The sequence below is a fragment of the Pseudomonas sp. DR 5-09 genome (assembly GCF_001655595.1).
GTDB lineage: Bacteria > Pseudomonadota > Gammaproteobacteria > Pseudomonadales > Pseudomonadaceae > Aquipseudomonas > Aquipseudomonas pharyngis.
The window spans coordinates 5,201,281-5,226,617 of the sequence record NZ_CP011566.1; the positions used below are offsets into that span (position 1 = coordinate 5,201,281).

18 protein-coding genes are annotated in these 25,337 nt (G+C 61.0%); 6 read left to right on the forward strand and 12 right to left on the reverse strand.

Annotation, left to right across the window (positions count from 1 at the left end; genetic code table 11):
* Positions 1–59: 59 nt before the first annotated feature.
* Genes tadA through PDR5_RS29760 form a run of 3 tightly spaced genes read right to left on the reverse strand, consistent with a single transcriptional unit; the run spans position 60 to position 2,099 of the window.
* Entirely contained in the window at positions 60–557 is a 498-nt protein-coding gene (gene tadA, locus PDR5_RS23320; protein ID WP_064599223.1) for a tRNA adenosine(34) deaminase TadA, read from the reverse strand.
* Positions 557–1,933, reverse strand: coding sequence for a multicopper oxidase family protein (locus PDR5_RS23325; protein ID WP_064599224.1), 1,377 nt, complete (start codon positions 1,931–1,933; stop codon positions 557–559). The genes tadA and PDR5_RS23325 overlap by 1 nt, the downstream gene beginning before the upstream one ends.
* A 13-nt stretch (positions 1,934–1,946) precedes the next feature.
* Complete coding sequence (locus PDR5_RS29760; protein ID WP_156669359.1) at positions 1,947–2,099, reverse strand: hypothetical protein; 153 nt, start codon at positions 2,097–2,099, stop codon at positions 1,947–1,949.
* 31 nt (positions 2,100–2,130) lie between these two features.
* Between PDR5_RS29760 and PDR5_RS23330 the strand changes: the two genes are divergently transcribed.
* Positions 2,131–5,208, forward strand: a complete 3,078-nt coding sequence (locus PDR5_RS23330; protein WP_064599225.1) for a membrane-targeted effector domain-containing toxin — start codon at positions 2,131–2,133, stop codon at positions 5,206–5,208.
* Between the two features lie 246 nt (positions 5,209–5,454).
* On the forward strand, positions 5,455–9,708 hold the full coding sequence (locus PDR5_RS23335) for a membrane-targeted effector domain-containing toxin (RefSeq protein ID WP_335720514.1): 4,254 nt from the start codon (positions 5,455–5,457) through the stop codon (positions 9,706–9,708).
* 81 nt (positions 9,709–9,789) lie between these two features.
* Here the strand turns inward: PDR5_RS23335 and guaA are convergent, their stop codons facing one another.
* The 4 genes from guaA to PDR5_RS23355 all read right to left on the reverse strand — a co-directional run bounded on the left by guaA (position 9,790) and on the right by PDR5_RS23355 (position 14,442).
* Positions 9,790–11,367, reverse strand: a complete 1,578-nt coding sequence (gene guaA, locus PDR5_RS23340) for a glutamine-hydrolyzing GMP synthase (protein WP_064599229.1) — start codon at positions 11,365–11,367, stop codon at positions 9,790–9,792.
* A gap of 100 nt (positions 11,368–11,467) precedes the next feature.
* On the reverse strand, positions 11,468–12,937 hold the full coding sequence (gene guaB / locus PDR5_RS23345; RefSeq protein ID WP_011335798.1) for an IMP dehydrogenase: 1,470 nt from the start codon (positions 12,935–12,937) through the stop codon (positions 11,468–11,470).
* Between the two features lie 115 nt (positions 12,938–13,052).
* Entirely contained in the window at positions 13,053–13,601 is a 549-nt protein-coding gene (locus tag PDR5_RS23350; RefSeq protein ID WP_011335799.1) for a hypothetical protein, read from the reverse strand.
* 73 nt (positions 13,602–13,674) lie between these two features.
* Positions 13,675–14,442, reverse strand: a complete 768-nt coding sequence (locus PDR5_RS23355) for a sulfite exporter TauE/SafE family protein (protein ID WP_064599231.1) — start codon at positions 14,440–14,442, stop codon at positions 13,675–13,677.
* A gap of 100 nt (positions 14,443–14,542) precedes the next feature.
* Here PDR5_RS23355 and PDR5_RS23360 point away from each other — a divergent pair, with 100 nt between their 5' ends.
* From PDR5_RS23360 to leuA, 4 genes are all read left to right on the forward strand, one after another.
* On the forward strand, positions 14,543–15,430 hold the full coding sequence (locus PDR5_RS23360; protein WP_064599233.1) for a LysR family transcriptional regulator: 888 nt from the start codon (positions 14,543–14,545) through the stop codon (positions 15,428–15,430).
* A gap of 10 nt (positions 15,431–15,440) precedes the next feature.
* Positions 15,441–16,820 carry an exodeoxyribonuclease VII large subunit gene (xseA, locus tag PDR5_RS23365; RefSeq protein ID WP_064599235.1) on the forward strand — a complete coding sequence of 460 codons (1,380 nt, stop codon included), beginning with the start codon at positions 15,441–15,443 and terminating at the stop codon, positions 16,818–16,820.
* A 3-nt stretch (positions 16,821–16,823) separates the two neighbouring features.
* On the forward strand, positions 16,824–17,645 hold the full coding sequence (locus tag PDR5_RS23370; RefSeq protein ID WP_039765736.1) for a peptidoglycan DD-metalloendopeptidase family protein: 822 nt from the start codon (positions 16,824–16,826) through the stop codon (positions 17,643–17,645).
* A gap of 367 nt (positions 17,646–18,012) precedes the next feature.
* On the forward strand, positions 18,013–19,692 hold the full coding sequence (gene leuA, locus PDR5_RS23375) for a 2-isopropylmalate synthase (protein WP_064599237.1): 1,680 nt from the start codon (positions 18,013–18,015) through the stop codon (positions 19,690–19,692).
* A 202-nt stretch (positions 19,693–19,894) separates the two neighbouring features.
* Here leuA and PDR5_RS23380 read toward each other — a convergent pair whose 3' ends face one another.
* The 5 genes from PDR5_RS23380 to PDR5_RS23400 all read right to left on the reverse strand — a co-directional run bounded on the left by PDR5_RS23380 (position 19,895) and on the right by PDR5_RS23400 (position 25,336).
* Complete coding sequence (locus PDR5_RS23380) at positions 19,895–20,686, reverse strand: amidohydrolase (protein WP_064599238.1); 792 nt, start codon at positions 20,684–20,686, stop codon at positions 19,895–19,897.
* The gene (locus tag PDR5_RS23385; protein ID WP_064599240.1) at positions 20,674–21,822 is read right to left on the reverse strand and encodes a pyridoxal phosphate-dependent aminotransferase; all 1,149 of its coding nucleotides are present in this window, start codon (positions 21,820–21,822) and stop codon (positions 20,674–20,676) included. Before PDR5_RS23385 ends, PDR5_RS23380 begins: the two co-directional genes overlap by 13 nt.
* 119 nt (positions 21,823–21,941) lie before the next feature.
* Positions 21,942–23,414 carry a ribosome biogenesis GTPase Der gene (gene der, locus PDR5_RS23390; RefSeq protein ID WP_007956675.1) on the reverse strand — a complete coding sequence of 491 codons (1,473 nt, stop codon included), beginning with the start codon at positions 23,412–23,414 and terminating at the stop codon, positions 21,942–21,944.
* A 136-nt stretch (positions 23,415–23,550) separates the two neighbouring features.
* Entirely contained in the window at positions 23,551–24,702 is a 1,152-nt protein-coding gene (gene bamB / locus PDR5_RS23395) for an outer membrane protein assembly factor BamB (RefSeq protein ID WP_041475426.1), read from the reverse strand.
* The gene (locus PDR5_RS23400; protein ID WP_011335807.1) at positions 24,695–25,336 is read right to left on the reverse strand and encodes a tetratricopeptide repeat protein; all 642 of its coding nucleotides are present in this window, start codon (positions 25,334–25,336) and stop codon (positions 24,695–24,697) included. Before PDR5_RS23400 ends, bamB begins: the two co-directional genes overlap by 8 nt.
* Position 25,337: the final 1 nt, after the last annotated feature.

The following is a 25,337-nucleotide window of genomic DNA, read 5'->3' on the forward strand; positions in this document are numbered from 1 at the left end:
TCAATGTCGCCTGGCACTCCCTCTTCGCGAGCAAGCCCGCTCCCACATTGGTTTTGTGTTCAGTCTGCCGGTTTCGCGCGCCGCGCCCTGAAGAACTCGGTCAACACCGCCCCACACTCCTCCGCCAACACCCCACCTTCATACAACACTCGATGGTTGAGAAAGCCCTGGGTAAAAAACTGCCCCTGACTCTGCACAATCCCGGCCTTGGGCTCCAACGCGCCGTACACCACCCGCGCAACCCGCGAATGCACGATCAGCCCGGCGCACATGCTGCACGGTTCCAGCGTCACGTAGAGCGTGCTGCCCGGCAGACGATAGTTATCCACCGCTTGCGCGGCGGCGCGGATCGCGACCATTTCTGCGTGTGCGCTGGGATCGTTGGTGCTGATCGGGCAGTTGAAACCACGACCAATGATCTCGCCGTCCTGCACCAGCACCGCGCCCACCGGCACTTCGCCGAGGGCCGCGCCTTGGGCCGCCAAGGCCAAGGCTTCACGCATGAAGTCGCGGTCTCGGCTGCGGTCGATGATCGCCGCGGGGCGAATCTGGCGCATCACTTCACCTCGATGGCGGCCATCAGGCCGGTTTCCATGTGGTCGATCACGTGGCAGTGGAACATCCACACCCCCGGGTTATCCGCCACCAGCGCCACTTGCGCGCGCTCGTTCTTGCCCAGCAGGTAGGTGTCGGTGAAGTACGGCACGATCTTGTGCCGGTTCGACGCAATCACCTTGAAGCTCATGCCGTGCAGGTGGATCGGGTGCTGGTACTGGGTCATGTTCTTCAGTTCGAAAATATAGCTCTGGCCCAGTTTCAGGCTGGCGATCGGCCGGTCGGCGCAGGTCTTGTCGGTGATGTCCCATGCCTTGCCGTTGATCTGCCACAGGCTCGGCGGTTTGCCGTTGTCGACATTCACCGACACCGACCCGACCCATTCGAAATTGAAGTTGAGTTTCTCGGCATTGGCCAGGTCCGGCTCGGCCACTGGGTTGGCCGGCAGCGCTTTCGGCCAGTCGGTCGGCGCATCATTGTTGGCCACCGAACGCAGGGTGCCCAGACGCACCGGGCCATTGCGCAGCGACAGTTCCTCACCGGCCGGCGGTGCCTTGATCGCCAGGCAGATGCGCATGCCGGGACCGAGCCAGTACTCCTTGCCCAACGGGCGCGGCTCGACCGGGTTGCCGTCCAGCGCATAGATCTGCGCTTCGACGCCGGGAATGTTGATGCGATAGGTCAGCGTGTTATCGAGGTTGAGCAAGCGTACGCGGGTGATCTGCCCCGCCGGCAGCTCGATCACCGGCGAAGGTACGCCGTTGATGGTCGACAGCCGCCCCGCCGTACCGCCACGGGCCGCTTCGCGCGGGATGCTGAACTCGACGAAGTTGCCCTCGTCGTCGATGTGCCAGTTCTTCAGGCTGAGGGTCTTTTCGTACTTGAATCCGGTCGGCTCGCGCTCCTCGACGATCAACGGCCCGACCAGCCCGCGACCGAGTTCTTCGCTGCTGCTGACGTGCGGGTGATACCAATAGCTGCCGGCGTCCGGCACACGGAATTTGTAATCGAAGTATTCGCCCGGCAGCACCGGCAGTTGCGATACGTAAGGCACACCGTCCATTTCCAGCGGCAGGCGGATGCCGTGCCAGTGAATGGTCGTCGCCACCGGCAGGTGATTGATGAACCGCACCCGCAGCCACTCACCTTGGCGCACGCGCAATTCGGTGCCCGGAGCCGACGGGCCGAAGGCCCAGGCCTCAGTCTTGTGTCCTGGCACCAGCTCGACATCCAGTGGCGCGGCGATCAGTTCGTAGTCGTGACCGGCGTTGGCATCCGCAACCTTGCCCAACCAGTAACGCGTCGCGCCGCCGGCTCCCGCGCCAACCACTGCCAGACCGGCCAGGCCACCGAGGATTTGTCGACGGGAAAAGGACATGGACACAACTACCTCACAGATCAGCCGCAGGCCAGGGCGCCCGCAAAAGGCGAATACGATACACCTGCGCTTGCGAAACAGTAAGGGTGACGCGGCGGATGGCCGCAGATCCGTCCACCGGCGGGTGGTAGATATGTACCGCACCGCCCTGGAACGAATGGCTCATTCTCCAGCCCTCTTCTCAAGGATCAGAGCCAATGAACACAGCAGAACCCCGCTCACTGCCCAACGCTGCCGACAAAGCCGCGCTCAAGATCATCGCCACCCAGGTCGTCACGGCTTGCCCGAGCCTCAACGACACAGCCCATCGGGTAGCCAAAGAGCTGCTGGTCAGACACGGCATTACCGACCTTGACCCCGATCACGTCTATTACCACCGATTCAGAACCGCGCAGAGCCTGGCCGTCTCCTTCACCGGCTGGCAGCACTATGGTGAAAAACCCTATGAGAGCCTGACCCTGACGCAACTGGTGATTCAGCGATTCCGGGTCACCGATCAGGACAATGCCGACTTGCTGGATCTGTACGGGGGCTTTTACAGCGCAGGGCCTGACGCCGAAAACTTCGATGCAACCAACGAGGTTCGCCTGCACGGCAACGAGGTGCTCAGGGCGTTCTGGGACATCAACTTCAGCGAGCGTTACCGCAACGAACTGCAAACCTTCTGGAACAACCACTCCGGCGAGTTCCGCACCCTGGCAAAATGCAGCTTCCTCGGCAAAGCCGTCGAAGCGCGGGAGCTCGGTCACCTGAGTGACGATGACTTTCTGACAGTGGTCAATGCGGTCATCGGCCCGCTGACCTGGCCCGTCGACCTGCACACCCTGCAAACAGAAACCGGGGGCGTCCATGGCGCGCAGGTCTACGCCCTGGATATCGCCGGCCATGTCGCCACGGACATCCTGCGCATCATCGATTCAAAGGGGCGGCATATCGTTTACGTCCCCGGAGACACTCAGGCATTCCATGTACTGAATACACCTTACGAGCTGCACTGGTGGGCTCTGCAACAACTGAACGAAAACGCGCCGCGCGAGCTGTTCCTCAAACACTTCCCGCTGGCCGACCGGCACTCGATGACCGAGAACATCAGCGATCTGATGAATCGCCTGGTCGCCACCTGGGGGCACGGCGATCATCACCTTATCAATCAGAATGAACAGGCAGTCAGCGAAGACGCGTTCAGCTGGCTTCGTGATTCCACCCGCAACGCCATGTTCGCTGAAGCCGACCTTTCCCTGACCTCAAATGGCGATCTGCGCAAGAAGCTGTGGATCGGCTACTTGAGCGCCGGTCTCAAAGTACTGGGTCCGATGGCCGTCGTCGGCTGGCCCGTGGCATTGCCGGTGATCGGCGCCAGCCTCGCCAGCATGGGGCTGAACATTGATCAGGCGGTCAACGGCAAGACTGCCGCGGAGCGCAAGGATGGAGTGATCGGAGCAATCGTCAGTGGTATCGATGCGTTGTTCAACCTGCCGTTTCTTGCCGAGTTCGATGGCGCGTCGCCAGCCGTCGAGGCCGGAGAAATGGCCGAGGCCGATACGGCAACCGAACTGGAGCCGGAACATCCGAATGAAGTGTTTCCGGCCCTGGAGGAGTTGTCTTCGACAGCGCCTGAAACCGTGCAGGTGCCTGAGATTCCCCCACACTATCGATCGAACGAACTGCTGGAAGGTCTGACGCCGGTATCCGAGACTGGCAAGTTTCAGGGTATCTACAGGCTGAATACCGACCCTCCCTACGCCATCGTCATGAACGACACGGCTTATTACGTCCGCTACTTCACCGACTCACAGGGCGGCGGATTCTGGGCGATCGTCGATCCGGTGAGACCCAATCAGCTTATCCATGCAATGCCGGTGCGCTTGAATGACGAAGGGGTTTGGGAGCGCATGACTCAGTTGGGCCTCAAGGGCGGCGGTCAATGCCTCGGCAAACAATGCACCGTAGACGTGGTACTGGAACTCGACGAGCTCGAGCCGACACCCGAGGAATCCGCGCAACCCGTAGAACCCGTCGCTTCATCTGCCCCACCCCCTGCCGAACCCCAGCCTTCGACCTCCAATGCGATCCATCAGGTCCAGACGCCCTATGACGTTGCCGGGGCACGACGGCTCGAGCTGAAACGCTGGGCGCTGCAACTGCGCGAAACCCATGTCCGTCTGCAGATTGGTCCCGATGGCGGGTTTATCGCTCCAGACCGTTATGCGCTGTATTGCGCCGACAAGGCGAGCGCACTCCTGACTTCCGCCAGACGCTTCTTCGGCAACCTTCCATGGGCGAACCTGCCTCCACGCCCGCCGATTCCGGCGGTCACGCCCTCGACGACCTTCGCCGACTTCATTGCACAGGCACTCGAAGAAGCGCCCGGCCTGGTCATTGGCGAGACCCCGGACCGTATCACCAGCATGCGATTGATCATCCAGAACATGCCCGTGCTGGCGCGCAATGGAGTCAAGACACTCTACGTACGTCGATTGCTCAATGACTTTGCCCAGGTCGAACTGAATGACTACTTCAGGTCCGGCGTCATGTCCGAAGACCTGCAACTGTACCTGAGCCGGCTCGGCACCGATCCCGCAGCGCAGTTTGACGAACTGGCGCTGGTCAGGACGGCCCGACAAAACGGTATTCGGGTCCAGGCCACCGATTGTGCGGCGACCTACAAAAAAACCGTTGCGCTCACGCTGCCTGAACAGCAGATGGCGACCACCCACCTGACAGCCGACATCATGTTCATCGACGAGACCATGAATGACGTTGGCAAGTGGGTGGTGCTGACGGGAGTCGAAAATACCAATACGTTCAGAGGGGTGGCCGGTATCAGCGAACTGAAAGGTGGAATCGGCGTTCGGATCGAGGAAGTCGATCCGGGACAGGGCGAGCGCATTGAGCCAGACCCAGGCGTTGCGATAGAACGCGGACCCCATCCACAGACACAGACATTGCGCGGAACCGTCGATACCCATTTCGCCGATCTGCTTTTGCGCGCAGAAGCGCCTTTGGTAAGCCGCAGCGAGTTGCAGATCCATCAATTGCTTTATCGCGCAGGCATGTATGTTTTCGATCGTTTCGAAGGGGTCTACCGATTGTTTCACCGCAGCCAGACGGGCGAGGTTGTACAAACCCCCGTTCAGACTTTCGCGGATGGGCGCTACTACATTGATCGACCATCCTGGGGGACGGTCAACCGCGTTCCCTACGATAATCTTGAACAGTTATCCAGCGCACTGAAGCAGATGGGACTGCAACTCCAAAGCCGTCTTCCAGCTTGATCGGAAACCGGGCGGGTCAATTTCGACCCGCCCGGGTTACGGATCGCTCGTTCGCTGCGGATTTTTCCTATCCGGTTTTCCCCAAATACGACAATCAATCGTCACCCTAGCTGACAGACGTGTCGTGCCTGCACTTGAAATGATCGCGGTGTTTTTTTCAACCACCACGCTCAAGGAAAGACTGTGGACACAACAAAAGACATCGCCCTGCCCAACGCCGACGACCGCAAGGCGCTCAAGGCATTGGTGCCGACACTGGTCGCGGCCTGCCCCGACATGTACGAAATGGCCTGCGCCATCGCCAAGGACATCCTCGCCAGACATGACCTCGCCCACCTGGAACCCGAACAGGTTTATTGGCATCGGTTTCACGCAGCACAAAGCAGCTCTCGAACGTTCACAGGCTGGGAGCACCTGTTCGAAACTCCGCGTGAATCGATGACCCTGCCACAGCTGGTGATCCAGCGATTCAGCGTTCACGACCAGGACAACGCCGACCTGCTCGACGCCGATGCCGGTTTCTACACCGCAGGACCGGAGGCGGGCACCTACAACGAGAGCAACGAGGTACGCCTGCACAGCAGTGATGTATTGAAAGCGTTCTGGGGGATCAACTTTGCCGATCGTTACCGGAAAAAAGTCGATGCGTTCTGGAGCAAACACGCAAAGACCTTCAGGGCCCTGGCCAAATGCACCTTTCTGGCAAAGGCCATGGAGGATCGTGAAAGTGGTCGGCTGTCGGATGACAACTTCAGAACGGCCGTCAAAGCGGTCGCCGGCAATGTGAGCTGGCCGGTCACCCGCCAGATGCTCGAAGACGAAGCCCTGCCGGCTGACGGCTTGCGGATCGGCCTGCTGAAAATCGGCGGTTTCGTCGCGACCGACATCCTGTGCATCACCGATGGCCATGGCGGCGTGATCCTTTACGTACCGGGGGAAATCTGGGGGGTGCATGCCTTGCAAAACGCTCGCGACCTGCATTGGTGGGTGCTGTCGCAAATCAGAAAACCTTCCGATCGAAAACGCTTCATGGCGCATTTCCAGGTCGCCGATCACGACATCATCGAGGACACGTCATGGCGTGCGGTCGCGAAACGGCGATGGCTCTGGGCACTAGGCCCGCTCGCCGGAGTCGTCTCGGAACTGTGGCGCGCCCCGCATATCGAGAATGTCGGACTCAATCATGCGCTGGATCTCTTGGTCAGTACCTGGGACAGCGACGATCACTCCCTCGTCGCCCGTACAGGCAATGCACTGACCACCGATGTGTTCACTTTTCTGGGAACCGCCACCCACGCCCGCATGATCAGCGATGGGGAATTCATGATGCATTCCAATGGCGATCTGCGTAAAAAACTGTGGGTCGGCTATCTGAATGCTTTCAATCGCATGTTCGGTCCCATGGCAGCCGTTGGCTGGCCGGTGGCGTTGGCGGTGGTCGGTGCAGGCATCGCCAACGTTGGCCTGCAGATCGACCAGGCAGTCAATGGCAAGACGCCAGAGGCGCGCAAGACTGGCGTGACCGGGGCGATATTCACGGCCATCGATACCGTGTTCAACGCCCTTTTCATCAAGGGCGGCGAGCTTCTGCCCGAAATTGCCGAAACCGAAACATTTATCGAACCGGAAGAAGAACTCGCTCAAACGGCGCTGTCCATCGCACCGCAAGAAAAACTCGCCGAAGCGGCACTGGCCCGTTCGCCGCTGCCAACGCTGGCCGAGATCGCGCCGAAACAGGTATTGCCTGCGGCACCGGAGGATTTTCTCGCATCGTTCAAGACCGAAATCGGCGAAAGCACCCGGATGGAGACCGGCAATCCGAAACTGCAGGGAATCATTCAAACCGCTTCCGGCAAGCATTACATCTATATGCGCCGTGCCGGATCCGACGGCTTCTACCAGGTGCGCTATGTCGAGCAGATGCGCGGCTGGGTTATCGTCGATCCGAGCAATCCCTATTCGTTTTATCGCAACGTGCCGGTGCGCCTGAACGAAGCACTCAAGTGGCAACCTGTCGCACGCCCAGGCCTCAGGGGAGGCGGAAAAATATTCGGCGACTGGCCCTGGGGACACACTGCCGATCCGCTGCCCGAAGTGGCGATGCAACCCATGCCGTATGACGTTCCTCAACCCTACAGAGCGACGCTGCGCTCGGTAGCGCAAGGCCAGACCGATGACTTTGCGCTGGACAGCCTGCAGGGAAGCGACAGTGTTTATCAGGACTTCAAGATGCTGCGTCGCAGCCTGTATGACGCCTCCATCGACTCTTTCAGCGCCCCGAATCTGCCTCCGCGTCCAGCCATACCACCATTCAAGCCTGCGACTCCCTTCGCGGAGATGACCAAGCGTCTGCTCAAGGAAGTCCCGGGGCTGGTGCTCGGTCAAGACAACGCCGCCTCAGGCGCCCGTGGTGTATTGATCGACAACTTCAAGGCACTGAACAAACAGAAGGTCAGAACCCTGTATCTGGATCATCTGCTGACCGATTTCCATCAGGCGGAACTGGACTTGTTCCACAAGACTGGCAAGCTGCCACCCGCACTTGAGGACTATCTCAAAGCCCTCGACACCCGATTCGCTGCCGATCCTGCCGGCCCCCATTCCTATACGGAACTGGTGAAAGCCGCTCAGAAAAACCACATCCGCGTACAAGCCATCGATTGCATGGCCAGCCGCCGCTTTCCGAATATGGAGAACACCTCCGAGGTCAGCAGCCGGAAGATGATGAATTATTTTTCCGACGCGGTGATCCGGGCCGATCAAGCAGCACGAGGATCCCATCGCTGGATAGCCCTGGTAGATGAGACACGCGCCAGCACCTTCGACAAGGTCGCCGGACTCAGCGAGCTGGAGGGTGCCGCTTCATTGCGTATCGAAGAACTGCCCGTGGGCAAGGCTGGCGTGTTATCGACCGACCCGGGCAAGAAGGTGCGGGACCTGTTGGGCAACCCCATCGATCTGATCAAAAGCGACATGCGTTTGCAATTGAATGCGCCGCCCCCGTTGGCCTCCGCCCGCACGCTGGAAGAGGCCTTGCCCGCAAGAGGCATGTTCATGCTTCAGGAACCGTCCACGCTGGTCCACCGCAGCGGCGACGGGACGCTGGTACATACGCCGATCCAGCAGGATGCCGGAGGTTTTTTCATCGTTCGCCCCCGATGGGCGACAGTCAGCGGCCGTCATTTCGACAGTGTGCATGAGCTGACACAAGCGCTGGCAGATGAAGGCTTGACGCTCAAACGGGTGCGAATCGATCCGATGGCAACGCCAGAAACCCCAGGCATCGAACCTGCCGGCGCAGGTACGTTGGCCACTCCTGAAATGCCGCTGACTGACACCGCTGTCACCCATTCGCCCTATGACATTCCCAAGCCGTTTCGCAGCGAACTGAAGAACGCCCGCATACTGGGCGATGCATTCGAGAGCCTCGACAGTCACTCCCCGCTCAACGCATTCAGGGCTCTGCGCAGGCAGCTGCGCGAAGCTGCCATGCGTTTCTTCGCAGAGCTGAACTTACGTCCGCGTCCGGTCCTGCCTACTGTAGACCCGACCGTGACAGCCGAGTCATTCATCGAACAATTGCTCGCTCGGTTCCAGGGGCTGGTCATCGGTGAGAGCCATGCCGATATCGGCAGTAAACAGTGGCTCATCGAACAGATGCCGACCCTGGCCCGCAAAGGGGTGAAAACGCTTTACATGGAACACCTGCTCACGGACTTCCATCAGGCAGCCCTGGACAACTTCGCCAGGACTTCCGTGATGTCCCAGGACCTTGAGCTTTATCTGGAAAGCCTCGACCAGGGTCACATGACCGACCCGACACGGCGCTACACCTTTCTCAATCTGGTGAAAGAGGCCAACCGCCACGGCGTGCGCATCCAAGCCATCGATTGCATGGCCAGTTACAGACTGGAAGGCATGCGAGGCCTCGACCCGACAATCCGCCAGAAGATGATGAACTTCTTTGCCCACACGATCATCGAGGCCGACCAGGCCGCACGCGGCCCGCACAAATGGGCCGCGCTCATGGGCAATTCACACTCCAATACCTTCGAGGGCGTCGCGGGGGTCAGTGAGCTGGAAGACGCAGTCGGCCTGCGCATCGAGGATGTCGGCTACGGCGAGGCTCGCGGATTCGAACCGGACCCTGGCAAGACTTTTCTTGACCATAACGGCAATCCGACCGGCCGCGTACAAGGTGATATCCGCCTGCAAGTGCAAACACCGTGGAAAGCCGGGACGAAAAAGGAGATCGATCAATTGCTGAGTCGTCCGGGGATGTACACCTTGAAACAGGAGCCCCGCGAAACGCTGCTTCTGCACCGCGGTCGCGACAACGTGATTGCACGTACGCCGATCCACTTTGAATCCGGCCGCTACTTTATCGAGCGTCCCGCCTGGCCGACGCTCCATGAGAAGCGCTGCGGCAGCGTCGAAGCCTTGATCAAGGCGCTGAACGAGCGGGGCCTGACCCTGGCCGGCTGGCACGGGCCTTTGTAAGCGGCAACAAAAAGGCCGCGTGAACACCGTTCACGCGGCCTTGGACTGCCAGCACTCACACCGTCATGGCGCGACGCGGGATCACTCCCACTCAATGGTCGCTGGCGGCTTGCTCGACACGTCGTAAGTAACGCGCGAGATACCCTCGATTTCATTGATGATGCGGCCGGAAACGGTTTCCAGCAGTTCGTAAGGCAGGTGAGCCCAACGTGCGGTCATGAAGTCGATGGTTTCCACCGCACGCAGGGCCACGACCCAGGCGTAACGACGGCCGTCGCCGACCACGCCAACCGATTTCACCGGCTGGAACACGACGAAGGCCTGGCTGACCTTGTGGTACCAGTCGGCCTTGCGCAGTTCTTCGATGAAAATGTGGTCGGCGCGACGCAGCAGGTCGGCGTATTCCTTCTTCACTTCGCCGAGGATGCGCACGCCCAGGCCCGGGCCCGGGAACGGGTGACGGTAGACCATGTCGTACGGCAGGCCCAGTTCCAGGCCCAGACGACGGACTTCGTCCTTGAACAGTTCGCGCAGCGGCTCGACCAGTTTCAGGTTCATCTCTTCCGGCAGGCCGCCCACGTTGTGGTGCGACTTGATCACGTGGGCCTTGCCGCTTTTCGCGCCAGCCGACTCGATCACGTCCGGGTAGATGGTGCCCTGAGCCAGGTACTTGATGTTGTCGAGCTTGCAGGATTCGGCATCGAACACGTCGATGAAGGTGCGGCCGATGATCTTGCGCTTCTTCTCTGGATCGGCTTCGCCGGCCAGGTTGTTTAGGAACTGGTCTTCAGCGTTGGCGCGGATCACCTTGACGCCCATGTTCTCGGCGAACATGGCCATAACCTGCTCGCCTTCGTGCAGACGCAGCAGGCCGTTGTCGACGAAGACGCAGGTCAGTTGATCGCCGATGGCCTTGTGCAGCAGCGCCGCAACCACCGAGGAATCCACACCGCCGGACAGACCCAGCAGCACGTTGTCGGTACCGACCTGTGCGCGGATGTTGGCGATGGCGTCTTCGGCGATCTTCGACGGAGTCCACAGGGCTTCACAGCCGCAGATGTCGAGAACGAAACGCGACAGGATGCGACCGCCCTGCTTGGTGTGGGTCACTTCCGGGTGGAACTGCACGCCGTAGTAGGCGCGCTCGTCGTTGAACATGCCGGCGATCGGGCAGCTCGGGGTGCTGGCCAGGATGTGGAAATCGCTCGGCATCCTGGTGACCTTGTCACCGTGGCTCATCCACACGTCGAGGCCGAACAGGCCGTCGGCGTCGATGTGGTCTTCGATGCCGTCGAGCAGGCGGCTCTTGCCGACCACGTCAACGCGGGCGTAACCGAACTCACGCAGCTCGGAGCCTTCAACCTTGCCGCCCAGTTGTTCGGCCATGGTCTGCATGCCGTAGCAGATACCGAAGACCGGTACGCCCAGGTCGAACACCGCTTGCGGGCAGCGCGGGCTGTTGGCTTCGTGCACGGACTCGGGACCGCCGGCGAGGATCACGCCTTTTGGCGCAAATTCGCGGATCGCATCTTCGTCCATGTCGAACGGGTGCAGTTCGCAGTACACACCGATCTCGCGCACGCGGCGGGCGATCAGTTGGGTGTATTGCGAACCGAAGTCGAGGATCAGGATGCGGTGAGCGTGAATGTCGAGGGCCATGATTCAGTCTCGTCTAAATAATTCAGAAACAGTCTTTGATTCAGAAACGACTCGGGGCTGAATAAAACAGCCCCGGTCATTTAACGTTTTGCTTGAAGCCTCAACCTACGCGGTAGTTTGGCGCTTCCTTGGTGATCTGCACGTCGTGAACGTGGGATTCGGCCATGCCGGCACCGGTGATCCGCACGAACTCAGGCTTGGTGCGCATTTCTTCGATGTTGGCGCTGCCGGTGTAACCCATCGAAGAACGCAGACCGCCCATCAACTGGTGGATGATCGCACTCAGGGTGCCCTTGTAAGGAACACGGCCTTCGATGCCTTCCGGAACGAGTTTCTCGGCGCCTGCCGAGGAGTCCTGGAAGTAACGGTCGGAGGAACCTTGAGCCTGGGACATGGCGCCCAGCGAACCCATGCCGCGATAAGCCTTGTAGGAACGGCCCTGGAACAGTTCGATCTCGCCCGGTGCTTCTTCGGTACCGGCGAACATCGAGCCCATCATCACGCAGGAAGCACCGGCCACGATGGCCTTGGACAGGTCACCGGAGAAACGAATGCCGCCGTCGGCGATCAACGGAACACCGGTGCCTTCAAGGGCAGCGGCAACGTTGGCGATGGCACTGATTTGCGGAACGCCGACACCGGCGACGATACGGGTGGTGCAGATCGAGCCAGGGCCGATACCGACCTTGACCGCGTCGGCGCCGGCTTCGGCCAGGGCCTTGGCGGCTGCGCCGGTGGCGATGTTGCCGCCGATCACCTGCACTTCAGGGAAATTCTCTTTGACCCAGCGAACGCGGTCGATCACGCCCTTGGAGTGACCGTGAGCGGTGTCGACCACCACCACGTCCACACCGGCATTGACCAGGGCTGCAACGCGGTCACCGGTGTCTTTACCGGTACCGACCGCAGCGCCAACGCGCAGACGACCCTGGTCGTCCTTGCTGGCCAGCGGGTAGGCCTTGGCTTTTTCGATGTCTTTGACAGTCATCATGCCTTTGAGGGCAAACTTGTCGTCGACGATCAGGACTTTTTCCAGGCGATGCTTGTGCAGCAGCTCGCGGACTTCGTTCTTGTCGGCGCCTTCGCGAACAGTGACCAGACGCTCTTTCGGCGTCATCACTTCACGAACGGTGGCATCCAGACGGGTTTCGAAACGTACGTCACGGGAAGTGACGATGCCGACCAAGTCGCCATCGTGCAGCACCGGAACGCCGGAAATGTTGTGCATGCGGGTCAGTTCGAACAGATCACGAACCGTGGCGTCAGCCTCGATGGTGATTGGGTCCTTGACCACACCGGCTTCGAACTTCTTGACCTTGCGAACTTCGGCAGCTTGCTGCTCGATGGTCATGTTCTTGTGGATAATGCCGATGCCACCTTCCTGAGCCATGGCGATTGCCAGACGGGCTTCGGTGACGGTGTCCATGGCGGCAGAAACCAGAGGAATGTTCAGCTCGATGCCACGGGTAAGGCGGGTCTTCAGACTGACTTCGTTAGGAAGCACCTCGGAATAACCGGGCACTAGGAGAATGTCGTCGAAGGTCAGAGCTTCTTGGCTGATACGCAGCATCGCGGGGGCTCCCGAGCGGGAAAATGGAAGCGCGCCATTATACTCAGACACCCTACCGGGCTCAATGTAAAACTTGTCTTATATCAATGTTGCTGATGTACGGGAAAAACGCCCCCTACAACTCGACCTTGACCCAGCTCACCGGTTGATCCAGCCAATCGGCGAATTCGTCGATGAAACTCTGCTTGAACCCCGCCTCCAGCCAGTTGTTGAAGATGAAACCGAGGTTGGAAAACCCGCACTCCTGCAAATACAGGAAACCGTTGATGTCGTCCTCATGCCCGCATTCCGGGCAGGTGAAGTTATCGGTGCGGCCCGGCATCCAGTCTTCCAGGCTTTCGAACAGCGCTTCGCCGATTTCCTGACGGCATTCGGCACAACCGGCTTCTTCGAGAAACCCCTTGGCCGGGGTGTAGATGCAGCGCTTGGTGATGACCTCGAGACCGTTGATCGGCTCGCCGAACGGCAGCGCCTCGGGGTGCAGCACCACCGCACGGGCACCATCGGCGATGGCGTAGGCCATGCGATTGCCGGTACGTCCGCAAGTGCTCAGCTCTTCCTTGACGATGTTCTTGCGCACCAGCCAGCGCAGAATCGCCCGCGCGCGGGGCTCGTGCACCGGCAGGTTGGAGATTTTCGGGACGATGATGCTCTGCGAATTCATGGTGCAAGCCTGCTGCGTCAAAGAATGTTCTGCGACAAACGCGGCCGGCAGCTTAATCCCTGACAAAATCCGGTCAAGTGCTTAAATAGCGGCCGATCAGCGCAATCCCGCTCGCCAGCACCAGCCAGGTCACCAGCCGCACGAAGGCCTCGCGGGACAGGCGCATGGTCAGCCGCCGTCCGACCCACAAGCCCAGCGCCATGGCCGGCAACAAGCACAGCGCCAGCATCAACAAGGGTAGCTCGGCATACACCCCGGCGATGGCAAACAGGCTCAAACGCACCACCGTGCTGCAACTGATCAGCGCACTTTGCGTGGCCCGCGCCGCGTCCTTGGGCAATCGGCTGTTGAGGTAGATCGCATAAAGAAAGCCGCCGCTGCCAAACAATGCCCCGAACAGTCCGCCCACGGTGCCCATCGGCAACGCCCACCCGGCAGACAATTGCGCCGGCCGCGCCTTGATCCACAAGCTGTAGATCGCATAAGCACTGATGAACAATCCCATCAACAGCAACAGCAGATCGGACTTGAGGTTAAGCAGAAAAATCACCCCCAGCGTGCACCCCAGCGCCATGCACGGCAGCAGCCGCAGCAACTCCGGTTTCGCCACATCCCGCCGCGACGGCAGCAGATTGCCGAACGCCGCGACGAAATCCAGCAGCACCAGCAACGGCACGATCTTCGACAGCGGCATGAACAGAATCAGAATCGGCCCCGCTACCAGCGCCGTACCGAAACCGGCAATCCCGAACACGATGTAGGCCAGCGCGATGGCCAACCCGATCACTACCCAGCCCTGTGCACCCCACGACCATTCGCTCAACAACCCCGCCACGCTCATCCGTTCGCTTCCTTTATAAGTCTGCGATGACTTTAGCCAGCGCCGAGGGTTGCGACTAATATCTTCGAAACCGCCAAGCTATCTCGAAAAGGCATGCCTCGTGCTTTCAACCCGTCAATTGCGTTACTTCGTGGAAATCGCCGAGAGCGGCAGCTTCAGTGCCGCTGCCGAACGGCTGTTCATTGCTCAGTCGGCGCTGAGCCGGCAGATCAAGGACATGGAAACCCGCCTGCAAACGCCGCTGTTCGAACGAACCGCACGCCAGCCCCGGCTCACCGCCGCTGGCGAAGCGTTCCTGCCCCGGGCGAGAAACCTGCTCAATGAACTGAACAAGGCCAGCACCCTGGCCACGGAAATCGGCCAGGGCCAGCGCGGCATCTTGCGCGTGTGTCACTCCAGCACCGTGCCGATCAGCGGCCGACTGTTGAGCGACATGAGCGCTTACCTGCAGCAGCACCCCGGGGTTTCGCTGGACATCGGCTCGCTCTCCTCGGAAGCACAACTTGAAGAACTGGCCGAGGGCCGCCTCGATATCGGCCTTCTGCGCCTGCCAGTGCTGCGCCAGCGCGAGGGCGTTCAGATTGTGCCGCTCTACACCGAACGTTTGCTGCTTGCAGTGCCGGCGGATCATCGACTGGCGTTGGCGGAGGCAGTCGACCTGGCGCAATTGAAGGACGAAGCATTCATCTCCATCCCGCATCCGCAGCGCGGCGGGCTGAGTTATTTGTGCGCCGATCTGTGCATGCGTCACGGTTTCTTCCCCCGGGCTGCTCGGGTGATGTCGCGCAAGACCACGCAATTGCAATTGATCCAGGCCGGATTCGGCATCGCTCTGCTGCCGGAGTCGATGCAGGACATTGCGCCCGCCGGTGTGAGATTTCTGCCGCTGACCGGCGATTGCCAGAGCACCGTCGCCCTCGCATCTCGGCAAAATCCCACACCTCTGGTGCAACACTTCCTCCAGACATTCACCGGCGAATGCCTTTAAACTGCGCCCCATGATTAAAGATCCCTTTGCAAGACTCGGCCTCGACCGCGAAGTCCTGACCGTCAGCCAGCTCAACGGCCGCGCGCGGGTGTTGCTCGAAGACGTGTTCAGCAACATCTGGGTCGAAGGCGAAATCTCCAACCTCGCCCGCCCGGCGTCCGGCCACGTGTATTTCACGCTCAAGGACAGTGGCGCGCAGGTGCGTTGCGCGCTGTTCCGCCAGAATGCGGCGCGGGTGCGTCAGGCGCTGAAGGATGGCCTGGCGGTCAAGGTGCGCGGCAAGGTCTCGCTGTTCGAAGGGCGTGGCGACTATCAGCTGATCCTCGACACCGTGGAGCCGGCCGGTGACGGTGCCCTGCGCCTGGCCTTCGATGCCTTGAAGGAAAAGCTCAGCGCCGAAGGCCTGTTCAGTGCCGAGCGCAAGGTGCCGCTGCCGGCGCACCCGCAGCGCATCGGCATCATCAGTTCGCCGACCGGCGCGGTGATTCGCGACATTATCAGCGTGTTCCGCCGCCGCGCGCCGCAGGTGCAACTGACGCTGATTCCCACCGCCGTTCAGGGCCGCGAAGCCACCGCGCAGATCGTCCGCGCCCTGAAACTGGCGGATGCCCGTGGTTTCGACGCGCTGATCCTGGCCCGTGGCGGCGGCTCGCTGGAAGACCTCTGGTGCTTCAACGAAGAGGCGGTGGCCCGGGCGGTGGATGCCTGCGTCACGCCGATCGTCAGCGCAGTCGGCCATGAAACCGATGTGTCGATCAGTGACTTCGTGGCGGATGTGCGTGCGCCGACGCCGTCCGCTGCTGCTGAACTGCTTGCCCCGGATTCCAGCCATCTGATCCGTCAGGTCGAAAGCCTGCATCGCCGGTTGGTGATGCGCATGCGTGACCGCTTGATGCGCGATCGCCTGCGCCTTGAAGGCATGACCCGCCGCTTGCGCCATCCTGGCGAGCGTCTGCGTCAACAGGCACAGCGCCTGGATGATCTGGACATGCGCATGCGTCGGGCGTTCGAGCGCCAGCTCAATACCCGTCGTGAACGCCTGATCCGCCTGGAAACCCGCCTCGCCGGGCAGCATCCGGGACGCCAGCTGGCCCTGTTGCGCCAGCGTCTCGACAGCCTCGCCGAACGTCTGCCACGCGCCATGAACGAATGCCTGAAACGCCGTCGCCTGCAGTTGCAAAGCCAGATGCAGACCCTGCACGTGGTCAGCCCGCTGGCGACTCTCGGTCGTGGCTACAGCATTCTGCTGGATGAACGCGGCAACGCGATCCGCAACGCTGCGCAAACGCATAACGGCCAACGCCTCAAGGCCAGGCTGGGCGAAGGCGAACTGCAAGTGCGCGTCGAGGACAATCACCTGACGCCCGTCACCCTTTCTTTACTGGACTGATCCATGCCGCGTTTTCTCGCTCCGCTGCTGTTGCTGTGCCTGACCTTCAACGCCCATGCCGACAGTTACATCACCCGCCTGCTGAACAAACCGGTGCCGGGCGGCGTGGCGGTCGTCGATCTGGGGACCGCTGCGCAAGCGCCGAAAGCCACGTATCAGGGCAAACCGGTGCTGGTGGTCAAGGAACAGAACAACTGGCTGGCGATTGTCGGCGTTCCGTTGACCGTCAAACCCGGCGTCCAGCAGATCAGCAGTGGCGGCCGTAATCTCAACTTCAATGTCGGCAACAAGAAATACCCGGAACAGCACATCACCCTGAAGAACACCCAGCAGGTCAATCCAAACCCGGCTAACCTCAAGCGCATCGAGGGCGAACTGGCCGAGCAGATCAAGGCCTATCGCAGCTTCAGCCCGAATACCCCGAGCAATCTGCTGCTGGACAAACCGGTCAACGGGCCGCTGTCGAGCAAGTTCGGCGTGCGCCGTTTCTTCAACGGTGAAGAGCGCAATCCGCACGCAGGTCTGGACTTCGCGGTGCCGGCGGGCACACCGATCAAGACCCCGGCGGCGGGCAAGGTGATCCTGATCGGCAACTACTTCTTCAATGGCAACACCGTGTTCGTCGACCACGGCCAGGGCTTCATCAGCATGTTCTGCCATATGTCGAAGATAGATGTGCAGAACGGCCAGCAACTGGCGCGCGGTGCGGTGGTGGGTAAGGTTGGCGCTACAGGTCGGGCGACCGGGCCGCACATGCACTGGAACGTCAGCCTGAACGATGCGCGGGTCGATCCGGCGATTTTCATTGGGGCATTCCAGCCTTGATTTGTGGGTGAAGCGACTGGCCCCATCGCGAGCAAGGTCGCTCCCACAGGGATTGCGCACGACGAACGGACTGCGCAATCTCTGCAAACATTCACTTTGATTCAGAGAATAAAATCTCGGAAAAAACCACTTTCCGGGTATTCCTCTCAATTTTTTCCGACTGCTTGCCATCCTCATCCCTCGCGGTTAGGGTTGAGGGCATGAAAACCTCTCACACCCTCATTCAGCTTCGCCAGCACCGCAGCCTGTGCCTCGTCAGCGCACGACTGCCGGGCTGAATCGCTGCGCCTCGTCCCACGCTTTTCCAAGAACGTTCGTTACACCGGCAGGCCGCCTCTTTTCGGCCCAGACAATAAGGAATTTCCCGATGAGCATGCTCAAAGACCCGTCTTCGAAATACCGCGCGTTTCCTGTGATCAACCTGCCGGACCGCACCTGGCCGTCGAAAACCATCAATGCCGCGCCGATCTGGTGCAGCTCCGACCTGCGTGACGGCAACCAGTCGTTGATCGAGCCAATGGACGCGGTGAAAAAACTGCGCTTCTGGAAAACCCTGGTGCAGGTGGGTGTGAAGGAGATCGAGGCGTCGTTCCCGGCCGCTTCGCAAACCGACTTCGACTTCGTGCGCACTTTGATCGAAGACGGCCACATCCCGGACGACACCACTATTCAAGTGCTGACCCAAGGCCGTGAAGACCTGATCGAGCGCACTTTCGAATCCCTGCGCGGGGCGAAAAAAGCCATCGTTCACCTGTACAACGCCACCTCCCCTTCTTTCCGTCGCATCGTCTTCAACCAGGACAAGGACGGGATCAAGGCCATCGCCGTGAACGCTGCCAAGCTGTTCGTCAAATACGCCGCCATGCAGCCGGACACCGAGTGGACCTTCGAGTACTCGCCGGAAACCTTCAGCGCCACCGAGCTGGAATTCGCCAAGGAAGTCTGTGACGCGGTGATCGAGGTCTGGAACCCGACGCCTGAGCACAAGATCATCCTCAACCTGCCGGCCACCGTTGAATGCGCGACCCCAAACGTCTACGCCGACCAGATCGAGTGGTTCCACCGCAACATCAACCGTCGTGACAGCGTGATCATCAGCCTGCACACCCACAACGACCGTGGCACCGGCGTGGCCGCCACCGAGTTGGGCCTGATGGCCGGCGCCGACCGCGTCGAAGGCTGCCTGTTCGGCAACGGCGAGCGCACCGGCAACGTCGACCTCGTGACCGTGGCACTGAACATGTACACCCAGGGCCTCGACCCGCAACTGGACTTCTCCGACATCGACGGCGTGCGCAAAGTCGTTGAAGAGTGCAACCAGATCCAGGTTCACCCGCGCCACCCATACGTCGGCGACCTGGTGCACACCGCGTTCTCCGGCTCCCACCAGGACGCGATCCGCAAGGGCTTCGCCCAGCAGAAATCCGACGCACTGTGGGAAGTACCGTACCTGCCGATCGACCCGGCCGACATCGGCCGCAGCTACGAGGCGGTGATCCGCGTCAACAGCCAGTCGGGCAAGGGCGGCATCGCCTACTTGCTGGAACAGGAATACGGCATCAGCCTGCCACGTCGCATGCAGATCGAATTCAGCCAGGTCGTGCAGCGTGAAACCGACCGTCTGGGTCTGGAGATGACTGCCCAGCAAATCCACGCGCTGTTGCACAGCGAATACCTGCAAGCCAACACCCCGTACGCGCTGGTCAGCCATCGCCTGCAGGAAGAAAACGGCAACAGCGCCGTCGAAGTGGAAGTGGCGAGCAAGGGTCAGGGCGAAACCAATCTGCACTGGCGCGGCAAGGGCAACGGCGCGCTGGAAGCGCTGGTGGCCGGTCTGCCGATTCCGGTGGAGATCATGGACTACAACGAACACGCCATCGGCGCGGGCACCAACGCCAAGGCGGCGGCCTACATCGAACTGCGTGTGAACGGCGAACGTGCGGTGCACGGCGTGGGCATCGATGAAAACATCACCACCGCCAGCTTCAAGGCCCTGTTCAGCGCGCTGAACCGCTCGCTGAGCCAGCCGGAAGCGAAAGCGGCGTAACTGACCGCTGCAATACGAAAGGCCCCGGAGTGCGAACTCCGGGGCCTTTTTTTGCCTGCCAATCTGGTGCTGTCTGTAATGACCCCTTCGCGGGCAAGCCCGCTCCCACAGAGAACGCGGGTGCACCCCAGACTCATGCACACCATAGAACACTGTGGGAGCGGGCTTGCCCGCGAAAAGGCTTTTGCAGACGCTGCAAATGTCAGGTGAACTCGAAGGTGTCGGCATCCAGATTCGCGGGGAACCGCTCGCGGTAAGCCGCCAGCGAAGCCGCTTCCAGAACCACCTTGAACACCCCGTCAGCCTCTCCCGCCGCCAGCAACGTCTCGCCCTGGAAATCCAGCACCTGACTGTCGCCGGTATACGCGAAACCCTTGCCATCGGTGCCAACCCGGTTGACCGCCGCCACATAGCACAGGTTTTCAATGGCCCGAGCCGGCAGCAACCGGTTCCAGTGCTGACGCCGTGCGCCCGGCCAGTTGGCGGTGTACAGCAGCAGGTCGGTGTCCTGAGCGTCGCGACTCCACACCGGGAAGCGCAAGTCGTAGCAAATCAGCGGACGCACCCGCCAGCCCTTGAGTTCGAACTGCACCTGGCGCTCGCCGGGCGTGTAATGATTGTGCTCGCCGGCCATGCGGAACAGGTGGCGTTTGTCGTAATGCAGCACTTCGCCGTCCGGCCGCGCCCACAGCAAGCGGTTGCGGTGGCTGCCGTCGGCAGCCTGGATGATCACGCTGCCCGTGACGACCGCGTTCAGCTTCGCTGCCTGGGCCCGCAGCCATTTGCTGGTCGGGCCGTTTTCGGCTTCGGCCAGGGTTTCGGATTCCATGGAGAATCCGGTAGTGAACATCTCCGGCAGGATGATCAGATCCGCACCGCGCGCCTGTTCGAGCAAAACGTCGAAATGCTCGAGATTGGCCTGACGATCATGCCAGGCCAGGCCGGTCTGGATCAGCGCCAGATTCAGATCGGGCAACGCACTCAGATCACGCATAGTTTGGCCGCCGCTTCCCGCAGCGTCTCCTCACGTTTGGCAAAGCACAGGCGCACCAGGCGCTGGCCTTCGGGTGGACTCTGGTAGAACACCGACACCGGAATACTCGCCACGCCGTGCTCGCGAGTCATCCACATCGCCATCTCGACATCGTTCAGGTCAGGGCGAATCTGCGAGTAATCGACCAACTGGAAATAGGTGCCGGTGACCCGAGTGAAACTGAATCGCGACGGCGCCAGCAGATCACAGAACAGATCGCGCTTGGCCTGATAGAAGCCCGGCAGCTCTTCGACGTGTTCCGGATGCTCGGCCATGTAATCGGCCAGGGCGTACTGCAACGGTGTCACGCCACAGAAGCTGACGTACTGGTGCACCTTGCGCAGCTCCGCAGTCAGGACCGGCGGCGCCACGACGTAGCCGGTTTTCCAGCCGGTGACGTGATAGGTCTTGCCGAACGAACTGACCACGAACGCGCGCTGATACAGCTCTTCATGGGCCAGCACGCTGACGTGCGGCACGCCGTCGAACACCAAGTGTTCATAGACTTCATCGCTGATCACGTAGATGTCGCGATCACGGATCAACGCCGCCAGTTGATCCAGCTCGGCACGGCTGATCAATGCACCGCTCGGGTTGTGCGGGGTGTTGAGGATGATCATCCGCGTGCGCGGGCTCAAGGCTGCGCTGAGCTTGTCGAAGTCGATGGAGAAATCCTTCAGCCCAAGTTGCACATGCACGCAGCGTCCGCCGGCCAGCTCTACTGCGGGCTCATAGCTGTCGTAAGCTGGGTCGAACACGATGACTTCGTCACCGCTGTGGATAACTGCCTGGATGGCGCAGAAGATCGCCTGCGTTGCGCCGGGGGTCACGGTCACTTCGGTATCGGCATCGACGTTGGCGCCATAACTGCGGGTGATTTTCGCCGCGATCTGCTGGCGCAGCGCCGGCAGGCCGGTCATGGGCGAATACTGGTTGTGGCCGCTGGCGATGTGTCGACCGACCGCGTCGCGCAGTGCCTGCGGGCCGTCGAAATCGGGAAAACCCTGGGAAAGGTTGATCGCTCCGGTCTGCGCCGCGAGCTGAGACATCTGCGTGAAAATAGTGATGCCGACATTCGGCAACTTGCTGGTGATCATCGGGGTTCCCTGCTCTGCCCCGGCTCTGACGACGGCGCGGGAGAGCCCGAGGATAGCCCATCCGGCGCCCATAAAAAAAGGGCGCCAAACGGCGCCCCTTCTATCTGTTCGCAACGACCTTACTTCTTGTCGCGGCGCTTCTTGCTGGCTTTCTTGTTGTGCGACATCAAGCGACGCTTCTTGTTGACCTGGCGGTCGGTCAGCGTGTTCTTGTTGCCTTCGTACGGGTTCTCGCCGCCCTTGAACTCGATACGGATCGGCGTACCGACCAGTTTGAGCACACGGCGGTAAGTGTTTTCCAGATAACGCACGTACGACTTCGGCACTTTCTCGATCTGGTTGCCGTGGATCACGATGATCGGCGGGTTCGCACCACCCAGGTGAGCGTAACGCAGTTTGATCCGGCGGCTGTTGACCATCGGCGGTTGGTGCTCGCTGACCGCGTCTTCGAGAATCTGCGTCAGGCGGCTGGTCGGCCAGCGGGTGACCGCCGACTTGAACGAGTTCTGCACCGAGGCGTAAAGGTTGCCCACGCCGGTACCGTGCAGTGCCGAGATAAAGTGGATATCGGCGAAATCAACGAAGAACAACCGACGCTGCAGCTCGACCTTCACGAAGTCGCGCTCGCTCGGGGTCATGCCGTCCCACTTGTTGATCGCGATCACCAGCGCACGACCTGCTTCAAGAGCAAAGCCCAGCAGGTTGAGATCGTGATCGACCACGCCTTCGCGAGCGTCCATCACGAAGATCACCACGTTGGCGTCTTTGATCGCCTGCAGGGTTTTGACCACGGAGAACTTTTCGACTTCTTCGTGGATCTTGCCGCGCTTGCGTACACCGGCGGTGTCGATCAGCGTGTACTTCTCGTCGTTACGCTCGAACGGGATGTAGATACTGTCGCGAGTGGTGCCGGGCTGGTCATAGACGATTACCCGGTCTTCACCGAGCATGCGGTTGACCAGGGTCGACTTGCCGACGTTCGGACGGCCGATGATGGCGATCTTGATCCCGTCTTTCTCGCTCGGGCCAGGAATGCGCTTGGCTTCCTCGCCTTCGGCGACCACTTCTTCCTCTTCACCTTCGGCCGGCTCGTCATCATCGCGCGGGAAGTCGCTCAGGGCGGCTTCCAGCAATTGCGTGATGCCGCGACCGTGGGCGCCGGCGATCGGGATCGCGTGGCCCATGCCCAGCGGGGCGAATTCGGCGCGGGCCATTTCCGGATCGATGTTGTCGACCTTGTTGGCGACCACGTGGGAACGCTTGTTACGTTTGCGCAAGTGTTCGGCGATCATCTGGTCGGCGGCGGTGAAACCGGCCTTGGCATCTACCAGGAACAGAACGACGTCCGCTTCTTCGATGGCCAGCAGCGACTGCTCGGCCATTTTTTCGTCCATACCATGCTCGTCACCGGAGATACCGCCGGTGTCGATCAGAATGTAGGAACGCCCTTGCCACTTGGCCTCACCGTACTGGCGATCACGGGTCAGACCGGACAAGTCGCCGACGATGGCGTCGCGAGTCCTGGTCAGGCGGTTGAACAAGGTGGACTTGCCGACGTTCGGTCGGCCCACCAGGGCGATTACGGGAACCATGCGGCTCTCCACTTCGTTATTTCAGAAAATACAAAAGCCGCTGCGAGGCAGCGGCTGGTGCTCGGGGCAACGCCAGAAAGCGCTGCAAGCCCCGTGGATCCGGGGCCGCCTGGGGGTTTAACCCCAAGCATAGTTGTTACTTGATGGTCAGGGCTTCCAGTTTGCCGCTGTTGCCATACACATAAATCGTGTCACCCACCACCAGCGGACGGGCACGCAGGCCGTCGCTGTCGATGCGCTCGCGGCCGACGAAACGACCGTCCACCTGACTCAGCAGGTGCAGGTAACCTTCCAGGTCACCGACTGCAACGTAGCTGGAGAACACTTCCGGCGCCGACAGTTGACGACGGGCCAGCGAGTCGTTGCTCCACAGGGCTGTGGTGGAACGCTCGTCGACGCCTTCAACGGTGCCCGACGACAGGCTTACGTAGACGTTGCCGAAACCCTGGGCAACACCGGCGTAGCTCGACGCGTCGCGCTGCCAGAGTTGACGGCCGCTTTCCAGATCCAGTGCCGCAACGCGACCCTGATAGCTGGCAACGTACAGGGTACCGCCGGACAGCAGCAGACCGCCGTCGATGTCGACCACGCGCTCCAGTTCCGAACGACCTTGTGGAATCGCGATCCGCTGTTCCCAGACCGGCACGCCGTTGGAAATGTCGAGCGCGACCACTTTACCGGTCGACAGGCCAGCCACCGCGAGGCGGTTGGTGACGATCGGTGCGCTGGTACCGCGCAGGGTCAGTACGGCCGGAGTGCTGTCATACACCCAACGCTGATTGCCGGTGGACGCGTCCAGACCGATCAGACGATCGTCCTGGGTCTGTACCACCACCACGTCACCGTTGCTGGCCGGTGGCGCGAGGACTTCGCTGTTGACGCGCGAGCGCCACTTCTCTTCACCGTTGATGGCGTCGAGGGCAACGACTTCACCGCGCAGGGTGCCGACCATGACCAGACCGTAACCCACGCCAACGGCGCCGGACACAGGCAGTTCGAGGTCTTTCTTCCACTTCACGTCGCCGTTGCCGCGATCCAGGCCCATCACGATACCGGTCACGTCGGCCGCGTAGATGGTGTCACCGTCGATCGCCGGCACCAGCATGTTGTACGTTTCGCCCTGACCGTCACCGATCGAACGGCTCCACTGCTTGTGCAGGACCACTTCTTCTTTGAAGTCGGTCAGCTCGGCCGGTGGCAGTTCTTTTTTGCTGTTGCTGCTGCAACCCGCGGCCAGAATGGCCAGAGCCAGCAATGCTGCATGCTTCCAACGGATCACGTCACGCATCCCCTTTGGCCAGGTCGTCCAGCTTGATTTGAAGGCCACCGACCGCCGCTTCATCCGACAGTGCCGCCTTGGCTTTTTGATACGCCGCGTTCGCTTCGTCGGTGCGGCCCAGCTGTACCAGCAGGTCGCCCTTGAGTTCTTCGCGAGTGGCCAGGAACGACTTGTCGGCATCGCCTTCGAGCAGTTTCAGGGCTTCATCGGCCTTGTTCTGTGCGCCCAGTACCTGCGCCAGACGCTGACGGGCGATTTCGCCCAGCGCCGGGTTGGCCGGTTTGGCAACGATGGCCTTGAGTTCGGTCGCCGCGTCGTCCAGCTTGCCGCTGTCGACCGCGACCTTGGCCACGAACAGGCTGCCGTACTGCGCGTAGGCAGAACCGCCGAATTCGCTGTTGAGCTTGCCGGCCAGATCCGCAACGCGCGCGGCGTCAGGCTTGCCGTCCGGGGTCAGCGTGGTTTCCAGCAATTGCTGATAGAGCACCGAGGCGCCTTGCGACTGGTTGCTCTGATACTTGTGATATGCCTGCCAGCCGAACACGATGACCAGCGCCAACAGGCCGCCGGTGACCAGAGGTTTGCCGTTGCGTGTCCACCAGTCCTTCAAATCCGCCAACTGTTCGTCTTCGGTACTCGACACC